This is a genomic window from Falsiporphyromonas endometrii (assembly GCF_042654485.1).
Classification (GTDB): Bacteria; Bacteroidota; Bacteroidia; order Bacteroidales; family Porphyromonadaceae; genus Porphyromonas; species Porphyromonas endometrii.
The window spans coordinates 53,844-69,366 of the sequence record NZ_JBHSGO010000005.1 but is presented as its reverse complement, the minus strand read 5'-3'; the positions used below and the strand labels follow the sequence as shown (position 1 = coordinate 69,366).

Sequence of the window (15,523 nt, the reverse complement as noted above, 5' to 3'; positions counted from 1 at the left end):
TTGTTCCATAACTTTAATTGTTTGATAATCATAAAGTTACAAATAATAAATCAACTAACCTACTGATATTCAATATATTAACACCTTGTATAAGATTGTTTTTCAATTAAATTTAAACAGCTTCTAAATCAACAGTTACATTCATACCCAAAAACCCCAATGAAAAGGTAACTCTTCACATCAATGAAATGACCATCTCCACCAGTAGATTTGATGTCTATTCCGGGAAGGATGATAAAGGGAAGCTCCTATTCGAAGGGAAATTCAAAACAACAGCGAGGGGCAATAAACTTGATGACATCCTCTCCGACAGTGAAGATGGAGCTCTTACCATCGTGTTCGAAGCAAAGAATGTGCGTACAATTTGGGATATTGAAGTCAAGACAGTCGTTCCAAAAGATAGAGCAATTGAATCTATCAATGCTAAAACAACGATTAGCAAAGACTTTAAAGGCTCTCTAAAGGGTGGTTCACAAGAATTGCTCAAATTGGAAGTGGGAGTAGCAGGAGATATCAATGAAACTTCTCTTGGAAAAGTCACCTTCGAAACCAGTGACAATATTACTTCCGGTAAAATTTACTCGACAGGTGTTTATGACAAATTCTCTGCAAGCGAAGAGATAGCAACAGCAGAAGCTAAGGATGGCAAATGTGTATTTGACCTCAGCTCAAAGAAATTGGACAAAAGCACCAATTACTATTTTTGGTTTGTAGCAAATATATCCAAAGATGCCAAGCCCGAAGATGTTATCTCAGCCAAACTTATTTCGGCAGATCCCGCAGTTTCAGATCTCACAACTGAAACAGCTACCACAAAAGTCGTGAAAGGCATTAGTGGAAACTTTGTGATAGGAAATTCTGATAAAGCAGATTTTAAGACTATTCAAGAGGCCTTTGATTCGCTCAAAGAAGGTATTGACGGACCCGTTGTTTTCGCAATGGAAGATGGGACTTACGACAGTGATAATGCAGTACTTCAAAATGTACCGGGTACATCTGATAACAACACAATCACCCTCACCTCACAAAGCAAAGATCGCAAGAAGGTCGTTATCGAAGGAGTTAAGAGTAATATTGTAAATTACAGTTCACCTCACCAAGGAACCATTACTATCTCCAACCTCAACTTCCTTACAATTAAGGATTTGACCTTTAAGACAGATGACGAAAAATATACTGCGAATATTCTTATCAAGGATCATTCAAATAATATTACCATCGATCGATGTGATGTAATTACAACAAATCAAGGTAATGACATCAGAGGAGTTAAGTTGGAAGTGAGAGAAAGCTACATCAATAACTGCAACAACTTCACACTGACCAATAGCTATATCGAAGGTGGACATATTGGTGTGGAGATTGAAGGAATAGGCTATGTTGCAGAAACTCCGGCATTCAATGCCTTGGTTAAAAATAATGTTATCAAAGATGCAGTAAGTAAGGCTCTTTACATCAATAGTTTTTCCGACTTTATCATTGAAGACAACCAAATTGAAATGAAGAATGCCAATGGCAGCACACTCGAATGTATTGCCATAGTCAAGGGCATGGGTAGTGATAGCCGCATCTCAAGAAATAAGATCTCAATAATTGAGCCGGCTAAACACATTAGCGGAATCTGTTTTAGAGGTTTCAATGAAAATGACAATACTTTCTACAGAAAGAATGCACACCTCTTTGTAGACAACAACATCCTTCACATGAAAGATGTTAAGGCTAACTCAATGGCCATTGAATTTGATCGCAGGTCAAGCTCAACAAACATAGACTTTGTCTATAATACAGTTGTAATAGAAGGGCAAGAGTGCGAAAGTTCTATTGCCTTACAGATGATGGCAAACAACAAGATGGAGAATATCCGAATCATAAACAACATTATCCTCAATAAGGCTAATGGCTTTGTTTATTCTATGAATGGCGATAAACTCAATTCATCTGTATCATTTAGCAACAACGCTGTCTTTGCCATCAATAAAGATCACTTCGCATACTTTACAAACAAAGAATACACAACCAAAACCTTTGAAACTTGGGTAGAAGCTACGGGAGATAAAGATAGTAAGGTTGAGAATGTATCATTTGTCAATGCCGGTCTTTTCTTGCCAAAAAAGAAAGATCAAGTCAACTTCGCTCTTCCAATTAAGGAAGTTACAACAGACATTACCGGCACAGAGCGTGATACAAATACCCCTTCTGTAGGTGCTTATGAAGCCAAGTTTAATGTACCGGACAATGCTCCTACATTGATTAAATATGCCATTGAAAATATCAAGGGCGAATCAGCTTCATTTAATGTAACCGCAGATCAGATGGCTACAATCTCCTACATGGTGCTTAAGAGCGACCTCGAAGCTCCGTCATCAGAAGAGATCAAAGCCAAGGGCAAAAAAGCATCTCTTGATTCCAATAAAGAGATAAGCATCTCTATCGACCATTTGGAGATCGAAACCGAATACAAAGTTTATGCAATTATAACCGGAGTTCTCAACCAACTTGAAACTACCCCCGAGACTCTTACATTTGAAACCATAGCTAACCCTGTTGAAACATCTAACTTTGATGACAATCGAAAGATCAAAGAGATCGAAGGTGGCTTCATTAGTGGTAGCAATAAGTTTGTAGGATTCGAAATCGCAGAAGATCCTAACAATGAACCGTGGGATACGAACCAAGTAGCCAAGATGACCGGCAACGAAGCGACCATCTATGTAATCAACACCAAGAAAGCTATCGAACAGGTCGGATTCTTCATGGCTAATGAAAAGGAAGTTACCATAACAGCTATTCGAGAAGACAATCTTAAGGGTGAGACTGTCGTAGATATCATGACAGTAGAACCTTCAGACAACGAATTCTACTATATTCAAAGTGCTAAACTCGGCAAGGTAAGAGCTATCAAACTCCAAAGCCAAGGTGAGGTCTACATCGACAATTTCAATGGTGACCCCAAACCTATGCAACTTATCATGAAGGATGGCGGAGCTGTCAAAGGTCAGAAAGGTACAGTCGAAGTGATCGTTAAGGATGGACTAAGTCCCTATACCTACGAATGGGAAAACGGAACTAAGACGGCCAAAAACGAAATCGTAGCAGAAAAGACTTCCAAAATCAAGGTCAAAGTCACTGATGCTCAAGGTAAAGAAGCAGAGGGTTTTGCATACTTTGTTGTTGCAGAAGCTCAAGATGGATTTAAGGTAGCTACCTTCGAAAATCTCGAAGTGCCGAAAGCTCTTTACTTCAACAATCAGAGATTTGTCGATGAGCAGTATCTCTTCAACAACAACTTCAATGAAGCTTATAAGTCTTGGAGCGGATTTGCTTACACAAGTGCCAAAGACTCTACTTTCACAAGCTGGGACAATGGTACAGATCAATACAACGTCGTAGCAAAAGGTGGATACAACTCTGAGAAATATGCTGTTGGATACCCCGGTATGCCTGATGGCAGCAGGATCTCTGTCGCTGCAGGCGATCTCAAAACCAAGATCAAGGGTACAATGATGACGTTGACAGCATATACCTACACCTTCTTTAAAGAAGGACAAGGCGATCAATCTTCAGTTAAAGAAGGAGACTTCTTCTTTGTGACCATCAAGGGTGACAACGGAAATAAAAAGGATGTTTACCTTGTAGACTATCGTGACGACAAGAAGTTCATGATGACCGACTGGACATGGGTAGACCTCAGCGAACTCGGCGAGGTAAATACCTTGACATTCTCTACAACAGGTAGCCGAAAGAATGATTGGGGAGACGTGGTTCCGGGATATTTCGCAATCGACAACTTCAACTGCGATAAACCGAAGAATGTTTCTGCCGAAGTGCCGTTCTCTTCTCAGGTAAGAGTTTACTTGGCTGATGGCAAAATCTTTGTTAAGGATGCTGATGGCTATACGATCAAGCTCCATACAATGGACGGATCGCTCGTAAACGAGTTTGTAGCCGGATCTGACGATGAAGTAAGAGATGCAAATCTTCCGGAAGGAACATATATCATGGTAGCTCACAAGGGTACCGAAGTGGTGCGCCAGAAGCTTATCATGAGATAAACGAAATTCATGGCAAAAAGGAGATGATCAACCCTCCGCTTTGCTGTTAGATACAATAGCAAAGGGCCGCATTCCTCAGTTGGAGTGCGGCCCTTTTGTTGTTGTAAAAGACAATCCTTTTTTGTATCTTGGGCAGTGAATAAATATCTATACCCATGGAAATAAGCATATTACTTACCTTGCTTTTAATTGTTATTTCGCTTGGCAGAAGCATCTTCCAAGTCGGTAAAGTATGTCTTATTGAAGAGGTACAAATCAAGGACTCTATAAGCATCAAACACAATCTTAGAAATAGACTTTCTTATTGGGCTGTGAAGCTAGTCAATAGAGAGGTTTATTTGTTAAATACTGTTACTGCATCTAATACTCAAAAAGCTACTCAAGCAACACTGATTCAAGCACAAATTCATAAATTCGAGGGTTAGGGTTACCCGACCTTCCTATCGACTTTGCCCGTTTTATTAGTACGAAACGGGCTTTTTTATGCGCTATTTTAACAAATAAGCTCGCGCGACAAGCAATCTATTCTCGCGCGACTTTCGATCCGTTGTCGCGCGACCTTGACATGCGAAGTCGCGCTACTTCGGGTGCAACCTCGCGCGAGTATAGGTTCAAGGTAGCGCGAGAATGGATTGCAAGTCGCGCGACCTTCCAAAAAAGGGGGCCTGAAGTGGGTTTTTAAGCCGCCAATTTGTCCATAAAAAGTAGTCTATACATATATTAACATTCAGATAGGACGGTTTCGTCCTATCGCTTTTTGATTTTGTGGAGAATGAGCCTCATTCGTAAGTCAAAAAGGGCTGTTTTATGCCCACAAACAAGCGAAATAAATTAACATTATTTACTACTTTATAAGATATCTCGTTCTATTTGACAATAAATCTATTCAAAAACAGACCAGAAAAACGATGATATAAAGACAAATAAATAGTGTTTGTAAGACAGGTCTGCATTTGTTATTTACATAAACCAATTGATTTATTAAATATCAACTCTTGATAAAACAAATCGAAAATTACGAAGATATTCTCATCAATCTGTTCACTATAAATAGCAAAAACACATCAACAAGGAAAGCCTAAAGCCCAATCAAGTGTTAGAATGAACATCTAATAGGCAATTTAGGTTTCATTTTAACACTTTAAGATAACACAAGTATATGATTTACAACATATTATATCAAAATCGTTTTGTACCTTTGTAGCGCAAAGGTTCGGATTTGGTATTCAATCAAACCGGTCAATAATCAAGGTAAGCATCTTGCTTTCTGCTTGATTTTGTAAAAGGAGATATCGATCCGATTAAAAGGGAATTAGGTGCAAGTCCTAAGCAGTCCCGTTGCCGTAAGCTTTGCTATTACGATCTGCGCACGATGCCACTGGCCATATAAGTTCGGTTGGGAAGGCGCTCAAGATCCAGAAGTAAGCCGGAAGACCTGCCTTTGTGTTGCTCTCATGACTTTCGAGGATTTAGTCAGGGGCGGGTGTTGGACTTTATGGCAATGACAAGAGTGTTGTATTGCCATTGTTTCGATGTGCCAATCGTTCTGATTGGTTGATACATTAGACATCCACTTCTTCAATGAAAGCCGAGATGGTGAGAGACAATGTGGAATTTTAGTTTAATGTTTAATTAATAACCAAAAGTTTATGACAAAATTTACCAAGTTACTCCTACTGAGTATGTTGGTTTGTCTCACTTCCATTGGAAGCATCTTTGCTCAAGAAGCAATACAAGATGCACCCAATCCTTTGAATATGGAGAGTGGCAAGCATACATATCTTGTAGGAGATGACGGCATCAGCTTTTATGATGATGGAGGTAAGGATGCTGTTTACTCAGAAAATTTTGATGGTACAGTGACCTTTAAACCAAAAGATCCATCCAAAAAGATCTTGATAGATTTTAGCAAGATCGATCTGTTTTGGAGTGATTATGCTCACGGAGTAGGCAACACTTCTGACCTCAATATTTATGATGGCAGCAGTGCTTTGACAGCTTCCAAGCTATTCGTCAAAGACCTCAAAAAAGCTGCAGTGCTATCTGAGGCAAAAGATGGATCTTTGACTGTAAAATTTAGTTGCAAAAGCAATCCGACATGGGGCTCCGGTCCTTATCAAGGATGGGAAGCTGTTGTCAAGCAGGTTGCTATTGATGTTCCTATGGAGATTGTCAAAGTAACCACCGATCAAAAAAACCTCAACAATAAGGCTAATATCGGCGATCGCAATGTGCAAGTAATGCGTATCAACCTTCAAACGAAAGGATATGCTTCTATCAATCTCAATAAGATTGTCTTCAGCACATCTCTGCCTTTCTTCAGCACAGCAAGACTTTCTGTTGGACGTGGCACAGACGATTTTAAAGATGCCAAAGAGATTAAGCAAATCAACATTGCAGACAAGAAAGAGATTGTATTTGACCTCTCTGACGTAAAACTCAGTATGGGTAACAATTACCTGTTCTTGTCGGTAGATGTATCAGAAAATGCCACAGACAAAGCTAAGGCAACATTCGATCTTACTGACTTTAAGGCAGGGAATGAGACTTACGAAAAGATTTCCCAAGCCGGCAATATCGAAAAGAGCAATGCGAGAGAGTTTCAGATCAATCGTACCATTATGCTTGATCTGGGAAAGAGAGAATTTTCACTCAACAATCTGGGAGTAAACATTCAATCTCAAACACCGGCCGGAAGCTCATACAAATATGACTCAAGCAAAGGTGATCGCATTCTCACACTCGAAGCAACAGAAAGTGAAATGGTTCCGGAACTTGTATTTAGCAAGATCAAAATCTCATTCCCATCCTACTCACCAGAGGCGCCTTTCCTTAAAGTCTATGACGGAAAAGGTGAAAATGGTACACTCCTTGTTAATATTAACAATAGCAATGACCAAGAGGCTTATGTTGGCAAGATAATCCGAAGCACAGGCAAATTCTTGACAATACTTTTCCATACAGATGGAGAGAATGCAGGATTCGGCGATGGTATTGAGGCCTCAGCACGCCTTTATAAACCTCAAGTCATGACACCCGATTCGGCTTCGATCACTCCGATAACTCTCGACATTGTAGCGCCGGGTACCAAAGATGCCAAGCTGATTGGTATTGATGCGGTAACGCAAGGAAATATAACAAGAATTGGGCTCGACAAAGTTGTACTAAGCCTCAATGGAAGTGCTAAGTACCTTGAGAAAATCAAACTATACCAGAGCAATAACAAATACGAATTTGCTGACGAAGATCTCGTCGCTGAAAAAACCATACAAGAAGGTGCCGAAGATATTACATTTAGCGGCGCTGACTTTGACAACCTCGACCAACTGAGGGAGTACAACAACTATTTCTGTGTGACAGCCGACCTTAGAGCAGACGCTCCTTGTGACGGACAGGTACTTGTAGGTCTCAAAGAACTCCAGGCAGACCAAAAAAACTTCAGAATAGATCATCCAACTCCCGAAAAGGGAAGAGAAGTAAAAAATATCTTCCTACAACCGAAAAATGGTACAGCTGAAAAAGTTGTAACATCCGATCTATACTATTATGACGATGGAGGTATCAGTGGAAAAGCCTCTGAGGGCGAATCAACCGTAACCTTCAAACCGGGCAAGCCGGGAGAAAAAGTACACTTCCATATCTTAAGCTTTGCCTACAATTACAATGCAAGATTTAAGGTATATAATGGATTGGAAGCTAAAGGCTCTCCTATCTTCGAAGGAAAGACCATCAAGTCTGATGATCCGTTTGACATCACATCTACATCAGAAGATGGAGCTTTGACGGTTCATTTCAACTGCTCAACAACTTATTGCGAAGGATGGGAAATCGCTGTCTCTTCTATCATTCCTCGAGATCGCAAGATAACGAAGGTGGTATCCGAAACATCTGTTGCGGCAAATGATGAAGGTGTAACCAAGGGCGGTACAATAGGTCTGCTCAAGATTGCTGCAAATGTAGAGGGCGAAAAGGGTGCTGCCAAGTTGGGTAAGATGACTTTTGCAGTAAGCGACAATATTGCTTCTGCCAAAATCTATTTCAGCGGCAAATCAGACAAGTTCAGCGCATCCGACGAAGTTGCTTCTGCCATGGTAGAAAATGGCAAATGTGTATTGGATGTTAGCAGCAAAGAGATAGAGCTAAGCAGACCTCATTACTTCTGGTTTGTGGCTCAAATCGCATCAAATGCTAAGCCTGATGAGGTTATCTCGGCTAAGCTCGAATCAATCGATCCCGCTATCGAAGACTTTACTTCTACAGCAGGAGAAAGCAAAGTAGTAAAAGGTATCAGTGGAGATATCCTCGTTGGAGCTTCAGGAAATGCCAAATTCAAAAAGATTCAAGAAGCTTTTGAATACCTCGAAAAGGGTATCGACGGACCTGTCAATATTGTACTCGAAGACGGCACATACGATATCAAGGATATTACAATCAAGGAGGTCAAAGGTGCATCTTCTGAAAACACCATTACTCTTGAGTCAAAAAGCAAGGATCGCACAAAAGCAATTATTCGTTGTGCGGCTAAGTATGGTGCAGAAAATGCTGTCATAATAAAAGGCATAGACAACCTCACGCTTAGAAATCTTACCATTGATGGTGGAGATACCGAGTACAAATCAATTGTTTTGATTTCGGACGGAGCCAACTATGTTACGATAGACAGCTGTACCATCACAGCAAAGAAATCTACAGGATTCAGACCGGGTACCAGACTCATCAAGATGGAGTCTAAAGATGTGCCTCAAAACAACAACAACTTCACCCTTACCAACTCTAAACTTGAGGGTGGATATATAGGTCTTGAATTGGCTTCTTGCCTGGGAGTTGCCAAACCGGCTGCAAGTGGTGCTACTATCACAAACAATATCTTTACCGATGCCGGAAGTAAACTTGTCTACATCAATAGATATGCCAACTTCAAATTCAACAACAACCAATTCCTCTTCGAGAAAGATGGTGGTGGCAAGGTAACCTGTATGGATATGAATAGAGGTCTTGGCAAGTCTGAGATTTGCGCAAATATGGTAAGCGTAAAGAACTCTTCAAAGCAAATCGATGCTTTCGACTTTAGAGGCTTCAACGTTCCTGATGAAAACAGAGACAAGGATGCACACCTTCTGATGGCAAATAATACCATCCACCTTGAAAATGTGGAAGGACAAAGTACAGCAGTCAAGTTTGGAGATCGTACGCTGTCTACCAATGTTGACTTTGTTTATAATACAATTGTCATTGATGGAGAAGATGCTTCTAACTCTAAAGCTATCTTTATCACACCCGGAAGCAAGACTCAGAACATCAAGATTGCAAACAACATCATCCAAAACAAAGCAAATGGATTTGTCTACAGAATGCAAGGTAAGAAGGATGCTACATTTGATCCTTCCGTAACATTCCACAACAATGCCCTATTTGCTTCAGATGCTGACAAATTTGCTGAAACCATAAATGAAGATCTCAACTATGAGACATGGGTTGAGAAGTCCGGGGAAAAGGATAGCAAAGTGGCAGAAGTGAAGTTTGCAAGTAAGAAACTTTACCTTCCAAGAAACAAGGCTGAAGTAGCATTTGCACTTCCTATGGAAGAGGTCAAAACAGATATCATCGGCAAAACTCGCAATGCAGAGCATCCTTCTGTAGGTGCGTATGAAGCTGAGTACGATATTCCTGACACAGCTCCTGCTATCTCAGTATTTAAGGCTGACAACATAAAGGGCAATTCTGCCGACCTTGTGGTCACTTCCGATCAGCTTGCAACCCTCTATTATAGAATTCAAGAGAAGGATGACGAAGCTCCAACAACCGAAAAGATCAAAGAAATCGGTATGAGCGCACCGCTCGCACCGAAAGAAAACTTGATACCAATCAAGAATCTTGATATTGATACAGAATATGTGGTATATGCTGTCGCTGTAGGTATCAATGACCTCGAAACACAGTTAGAACCACTTCACTTCGGAACAGCAAGCAACCCAATCCTTCCTTCAAACTTCGATGATCCTTTGAAGATTGATCATTTCGAAGGTGGATTCAATAGTGGAAGCAACAAGTTTGTAGGATTCGAAATCGTAAAAGATCCTAACGGAACTGAGTGGGACACAAACCAAGTAGCCAAGATGACCGGCAACGAAGCAACTATCTATGTAACAAACACAAAGAAAGCTATCGAACAGCCGGGCTTTATGATGATGAACGAAAAGAGCGTCACCATCACAGCTATCCGCGAGGATAACCTCAAGGGCGAAACCACTGAAGATACGATGACAGTAGAGCCATCAGAAGATGAGTTCTATTATATCCACACAGCCGAGCTGGGCAATGTGAGAGCACTCAAGATTGTGAGTGAAGGCAAGGTTTACATCGACGACTATAATGGAAGTCCAAGACCAATCGTCTTGACTGTAAAAGATGGCGGAGCTGTCAAAGGACAGAAGGCAACTGTAAGCGTATCGGTAAGCGGGGGTCTTGCTCCTTATAAGTATGAATGGTCTGATGGTGGTAAGACAGCGCAAAACGAAGTGACTGTCAATAAGACCGAAAAGATCACGGTAACCGTAACCGATGCTCTCGGAACTAAGGCCTCAACCTTTGCATACGTGATCGCAGTAGACGGCGAAGACCAGTTTAAGACTGCTACGTTCGAAGGATTGGAAATTCCTGAAGCCAAGTTCGTAAACAATACGAGATTCGTAAGCGAACAGTACCTCTTCAACAACTCATACAATCCGGCTTACGGATCATGGAGTGGATTCGCATACACAAATTCTAAGGACTCAACCTTTACAAACTATTCCAATGGTACAGACCAGTACAATGTGGTAGCAAAGGGAGGATACAAGTCTGACAACTATGCAGTAGGATACTACTCAAGCTTCACAGGTGCCGCAACTATCAATGTTGCTGCAGGCGATATGGGTACACAGGTCAAAGGTACGATGCTTGCACTTACTTCTTGGACCTACAGCTTCTTCGTAAATGGAGACCCCGGACAGAAACAAGATCCAGTCAAAGAAGGCGACTTCTTTGTAGTCACATTCACCGGAGATAATGGAAAAACTGTCACAGACAGCTTGGTAAATTATACCGGAGGAAAAGAGATTATCGAGAAGAACTGGAAGTGGGTAGACCTCTCTAAATTAGGAAAGGTAAAAACAATAGCCATTTCAACAAAGGGAAGCCGCAGTAATAATTACGGCGATGTGGTACCTTCTTATTTCGCAATCGACAACTTCAACTGCGATAAACCGAAGAATGTTTCTGCTGAAGTGCCGTTCTCTTCTCAGGTAAGAGCTTACTTGGCTGATGGCAAAATCTTTGTTAAGGATGCTGAAGGCTATACAATCAAGCTCCATGCAATGGACGGATCGCTCGTAAACGAGTTTGTAGCTGCTTCCAACGATGAAGTTAGAGATGCAAATCTTCCGGAAGGAACATATATCATGGTAGCTCACAAGGGTACCGAAGTGGTACGCCAGAAGCTTATCATGAGATAAACGAAATTCATGGCAAGAAGGAGATGATTAACCCTCCGTTTTGCTGTTAGATACAATAGCAAAGGGCCGCATTCCTCAGTTGGAGTGCGGCCCTTTTTGTTGCAATCAAACACATCATTGCTATCCGATAAAAGGTAAAAATGACATATTTAGCGTACTCAATCGCATTATTTTGCTATTACTTCCTTTTTAAAAGCTGGTCTCTCCCTTTGGAATACCAAATTCACTGTCTGATAAAAACCATGCGCAAAGAACAAGCTAACCGGACAGAACAGATGACAGTAAATGCTCAGAATGCAATTGCTAATATTATTTTTATAAAATCCAGGATTGATACTATTCCAATAGCTTTATCGAACATCAATAGTCTACCAAATCAATTGAGAAAGGAAGAAAACTTTGAGTGTACCCGTGTACATGATAAGATTTTCTTACCCGATGCCAACGACAAGATTTCCAACTTATGAAAAGAAAAACAAAGGCTAACAGACTGTTGCATAATGGCGAACTACAGCGTTGCTTTCGGTATTCGCTATCCGTCACGTACAAAAGTGCAATCCCTTCAAACTCAACCTCAGCGCCTTGTATCTCATCCATTTTGCAAAGTCTACCAAATCAATTGAGAAAGGAAGAAAACTTTGAGTGTACCCGTGTACATGATAAGCTTTTCTTACCTGAAGCCAACGACAAGATTTCCAACTCATGAAGAGAAAAACAAAGGCTAACACAGACTGTTGCATAATGGCGAACTACTGCGTTGCTTTCGATATTCGCTATCGGTCACGTACAAAAGTACGATCCCTTCAAACTCAACCTCAGCGCCTTGTATCTCATCCATTCTGCAAAGTCTACCAAATCAATTGAGAAAGGAAGAAAACTTTGAGTGTACCCGTGTACATGATAAGATTTTCTTACCCGATGCCAACGAAAAGTTTTCCAACTTACTCAGAGAAAAACAAAGGCTAATGAGGAAAGATTTAGGCAGCAAAGGAAGAAAACTTTGAGTGTACCCGTGTACATGATAAGATTTTCTTACCTGAAGCCAACGACAAGATTTCCCATTAGCCTTTGTTTTTTAGAGGGAGACTGTACCATTCACCCTCCCTTGTTCCTCCCAAGGAAGAATATTAGTGCTTACAAACAGCACATCATCTTTTGTAACAGCCAAGTTGACAACCATCTTCTTTCCCCCGATCAGACTATCATCTTGCATATTATTTTCTGTAAACAGCTCCTTCAAGTTGAATATCTTTTCTTTCCCCTTAAACATAATCCTCAAGTTCATTCCCTGTACTTTTTGAGGAGGAATCATAAAAGACACATTCTTACCAATCTCTTCAAATTTGACAGCCGGTTTATTATCTGCAACGACTGTCGATGCGATAATATCAACATTACAAGATGGCTTAGCCGTCAGTTCTGTCTTTACGCTTGGCAAGTCTTCTTCATTTACACCACTTCCTACTGAATAGTTGACAACCAATTTAGACATGGCATGTCTAAAGATGAGTTGAACAAAGCTGTTGCCTTTGTCATAAGAAGTTTCCGGAGCCAATAGAAGGTCTTTGGTGGACGCAGAAGTAACATCAAAGACAAAAGATGTAACATGATTCTCGGGCTTGGGATAGCACCCTGCAAAACTTACTTTGCGCACCGATTCTCCAAAAGCAAAGTCAGACCAATAGTAGTTACTTTCACCTTTTACGTAATCTGCATACAAAACATTCGAAGCTTCATCTCTCATCGTAATAAGGATTTTATCTCCATTGGTAAATCTTTCATTGCCGGATTCATCAGAAGATACCCTCATGGGATTGATGTTTGTCACAATGTTGAGGCGGCCATCATCTTTAGACCAAATACTTTTCTCATCTTTTGAGCATGCGGTCAATAGTATTAAGGCTGCTGAGACCAAAAATAATTTCTTCATTTTAATATTGTTTTATGTGAGGGTAGCCGTAAGGTTCCTCAGAGTTAATAAATCTATCCTCGCACGTGTTTCATTCAGACAACACAACATTTGGAAAAGCCTTTTCCCATACCTTACGCCGAAGGTCAAACACAGTGGCTGCAGTGATAGGTATCTTACCACCACTCATATAGGCTTGCTCTCTTAGCCCTGTGCCGGGATTGTTTTTATAGACAATTTGTGTACGAATACATGAACCTCCCCCTTGAAAATCTTCATCCTGATCGCCATAGTTGTTGTCGACATAATATATGTATGACACTTCTCCATTCTGATCAAACTCAGCTCCCCACAAAGTCATTGCATGGTTGTTGTTGATAGTTATGCTGACAGCTTTCTTATGAAGCAAAGCATCTTTGATGGCACGATTGAAGTTTTCACGATTAAGAGTCTTATAGTTAGTTACCATGCCGCCAATATTATCCGGATCAAATACCTCTTTGAAATAGCCTCTAAACTGCTCTCGAAACTCTTTGTTGGTACAACCCGAAGTACCGCCCCACTGTCCGGCAATAAACCAGCTGACCCCTTCCCATGCACCACGATCGGTAAAGTTGTCGACAAACATTTGGAAGATATGACTCTTAAACTTGGTCGAAAAAGAAGCATCGGGTCTTGCAAACTTATTGAAATAGCTCGTATTGCGGTATTTCTGATCATAGGCTTTGACGTAAGGAGCATTCATACGAAGCCACCAATGTAAGATATTGGAGGAAGATGCGGCCCAACACATTCGTCCATCTTTATCATGGTCACGCCAATATGTCTTATTGCAATCGTACCAGCCACATCCTTCATACCAAGGCAATCTTGCCATATATTCTTTAGGTTCTCCGAAGTAATAATTGATCCACTGACCGGGCTGATATCGAGTGCTCGCCATAGGTAACTCTTGGGCAGTCTTTTCGTCAAAGACCGGAGAATTGATACCATATATCCATTGTTTGACATTGCGCCAATCTTTTTCTTCCGGTGAAGAAGGGGTAGCAGGATTGCCTTGTCTTACCTTAAGATTAACCACACTGCTGTGCCCTGCCAAAAGATACCCATTGTCATGGATGGTGGAAGGCGCTTCAAATACGGATTCTTTACCTTTTGAGTAGAGTTTGATCCACCCTTCAGCCCCCTTTAATTTGCTCAGAGCCTGAGGATAAACAAATGCAAGATATGTACTATTCCCTATCGAATAAGTTTCTATCCAACTCATATCATCGACATTTTGCACTTCCCCCGAAGACAAAGACAAATTGCCTTGAATAGAGCTTCTCACTTTGACCTTTAGATCCTCGGGTAGAGCTTCTTGATCGGAAGATTCGAGATGTATCCGGAGACAATGCATCGCATGGGCAAATGTCATCCGAAGATCTTTGTCTATGCGACTGACGGCTATCTGAGATAGAAGAATATCGCCATTGTCAAACAATCCTCGCTCACTCTGATTGGTAGGCAGAGAGAGGGTAAGTGATCCTTGGCTTGCCTCAAAATTGTCGACAGCCGGATAGCAAGCTGTCAGCTTATCGACATTCACAAGTTGCTCTTGTTTGAGTTTAGGAAGCCAACTGCCATCTCGCTGGCATGTGAGTACAATAGGATGTGAAGCGGTAGAGCCTACAAACAAGGCAACACGATCCCCTTCAACAAAAGATTGCTTAGAAACATTGGATATGGATGCTTCTCCTCTCAGACTGCTCAATTCAAATGACACCGACACTTCCTGATGCTCCAAGCCAAGGTCTTTGGTACAAGAAGACAATGCAAGAAGGATTCCCATCATGAAGAGGCAAATGGCTGTATAAATCCGATATAAGTTCATATTTCAATAGTACAATTATTGCTCATATTCCCCATCACTAATTTTGATAAAACTCGACAAACGGGGATAGCGTTCCAAAGGTATCCTAAAAGCCATGAAATACAAATATGCAAATGCCCCTCAACCCATTGACATATCCTATAAGATGATAGATGCCTTGTATCTTATATCCATACACAGGGAAAGCCAACAAAAA

The 15,523-nt window shown here is 41.0% G+C and carries 6 protein-coding genes and 1 riboswitch; of the genes, 4 read left to right on the top strand and 2 right to left on the bottom strand.

Going from position 1 to position 15,523, the window contains the following annotated elements; translation table 11 throughout:
• Positions 1 to 188 precede the first annotated feature (188 nt).
• The 4 genes from ACFO3G_RS00610 to ACFO3G_RS00595 all read left to right on the top strand — a co-directional run bounded on the left by ACFO3G_RS00610 (position 189) and on the right by ACFO3G_RS00595 (position 12,012).
• Complete coding sequence (locus ACFO3G_RS00610; protein ID WP_380077003.1) at positions 189 to 4,052, top strand: DUF4465 domain-containing protein; 3,864 nt, start codon at positions 189 to 191, stop codon at positions 4,050 to 4,052.
• Between the two features lie 155 nt (positions 4,053 to 4,207).
• Positions 4,208 to 4,477 (top strand): hypothetical protein, encoded by a 270-nt coding sequence (locus ACFO3G_RS00605; RefSeq protein ID WP_380077001.1) that lies wholly within the window; start codon positions 4,208 to 4,210, stop codon positions 4,475 to 4,477.
• A gap of 845 nt (positions 4,478 to 5,322) precedes the next feature.
• A riboswitch (cobalamin riboswitch) is annotated at positions 5,323 to 5,509 on the top strand.
• A 192-nt stretch (positions 5,510 to 5,701) separates the two neighbouring features.
• On the top strand, positions 5,702 to 11,545 hold the full coding sequence (locus tag ACFO3G_RS00600; protein WP_380076999.1) for a DUF4465 domain-containing protein: 5,844 nt from the start codon (positions 5,702 to 5,704) through the stop codon (positions 11,543 to 11,545).
• Positions 11,546 to 11,787: 242 nt separating this feature from the next.
• A complete protein-coding gene (locus ACFO3G_RS00595; protein WP_380076997.1) occupies positions 11,788 to 12,012 on the top strand; it encodes a hypothetical protein in 225 nt (74 codons plus the stop codon).
• Between the two features lie 608 nt (positions 12,013 to 12,620).
• Here ACFO3G_RS00595 and ACFO3G_RS00590 read toward each other — a convergent pair.
• Entirely contained in the window at positions 12,621 to 13,475 is an 855-nt protein-coding gene (locus ACFO3G_RS00590) for a fimbrillin family protein (RefSeq protein ID WP_380076995.1), read from the bottom strand.
• 70 nt (positions 13,476 to 13,545) lie between these two features.
• Positions 13,546 to 15,288, bottom strand: a complete 1,743-nt coding sequence (locus tag ACFO3G_RS00585; RefSeq protein WP_380076993.1) for an IdeS/Mac family cysteine endopeptidase — start codon at positions 15,286 to 15,288, stop codon at positions 13,546 to 13,548.
• Between the last annotated feature and the right edge of the window lie 235 nt (positions 15,289 to 15,523).

What these genes read in the sequence shown, in the direction of transcription:
- ACFO3G_RS00600 (WP_380076999.1), top strand. Translation starts at nt 5,702, where the DNA reads ATGACAAAATTTACCAAGTTACTCCTACTGAGTATGTTGGTTTGTCTC.
- ACFO3G_RS00595 (WP_380076997.1), top strand. Translation starts at nt 11,788, where the DNA reads ATGCGCAAAGAACAAGCTAACCGGACAGAACAGATGACAGTAAATGCT.
- ACFO3G_RS00590 (WP_380076995.1), bottom strand. Translation starts at nt 13,475, where the DNA reads ATGAAGAAATTATTTTTGGTCTCAGCAGCCTTAATACTATTGACCGCA.
- ACFO3G_RS00605 (WP_380077001.1), top strand. Translation starts at nt 4,208, where the DNA reads ATGGAAATAAGCATATTACTTACCTTGCTTTTAATTGTTATTTCGCTT.
- ACFO3G_RS00585 (WP_380076993.1), bottom strand. Translation starts at nt 15,288, where the DNA reads ATGATGGGAATCCTTCTTGCATTGTCTTCTTGTACCAAAGACCTTGGC.
- ACFO3G_RS00610 (WP_380077003.1), top strand. Translation starts at nt 189, where the DNA reads ATGACCATCTCCACCAGTAGATTTGATGTCTATTCCGGGAAGGATGAT.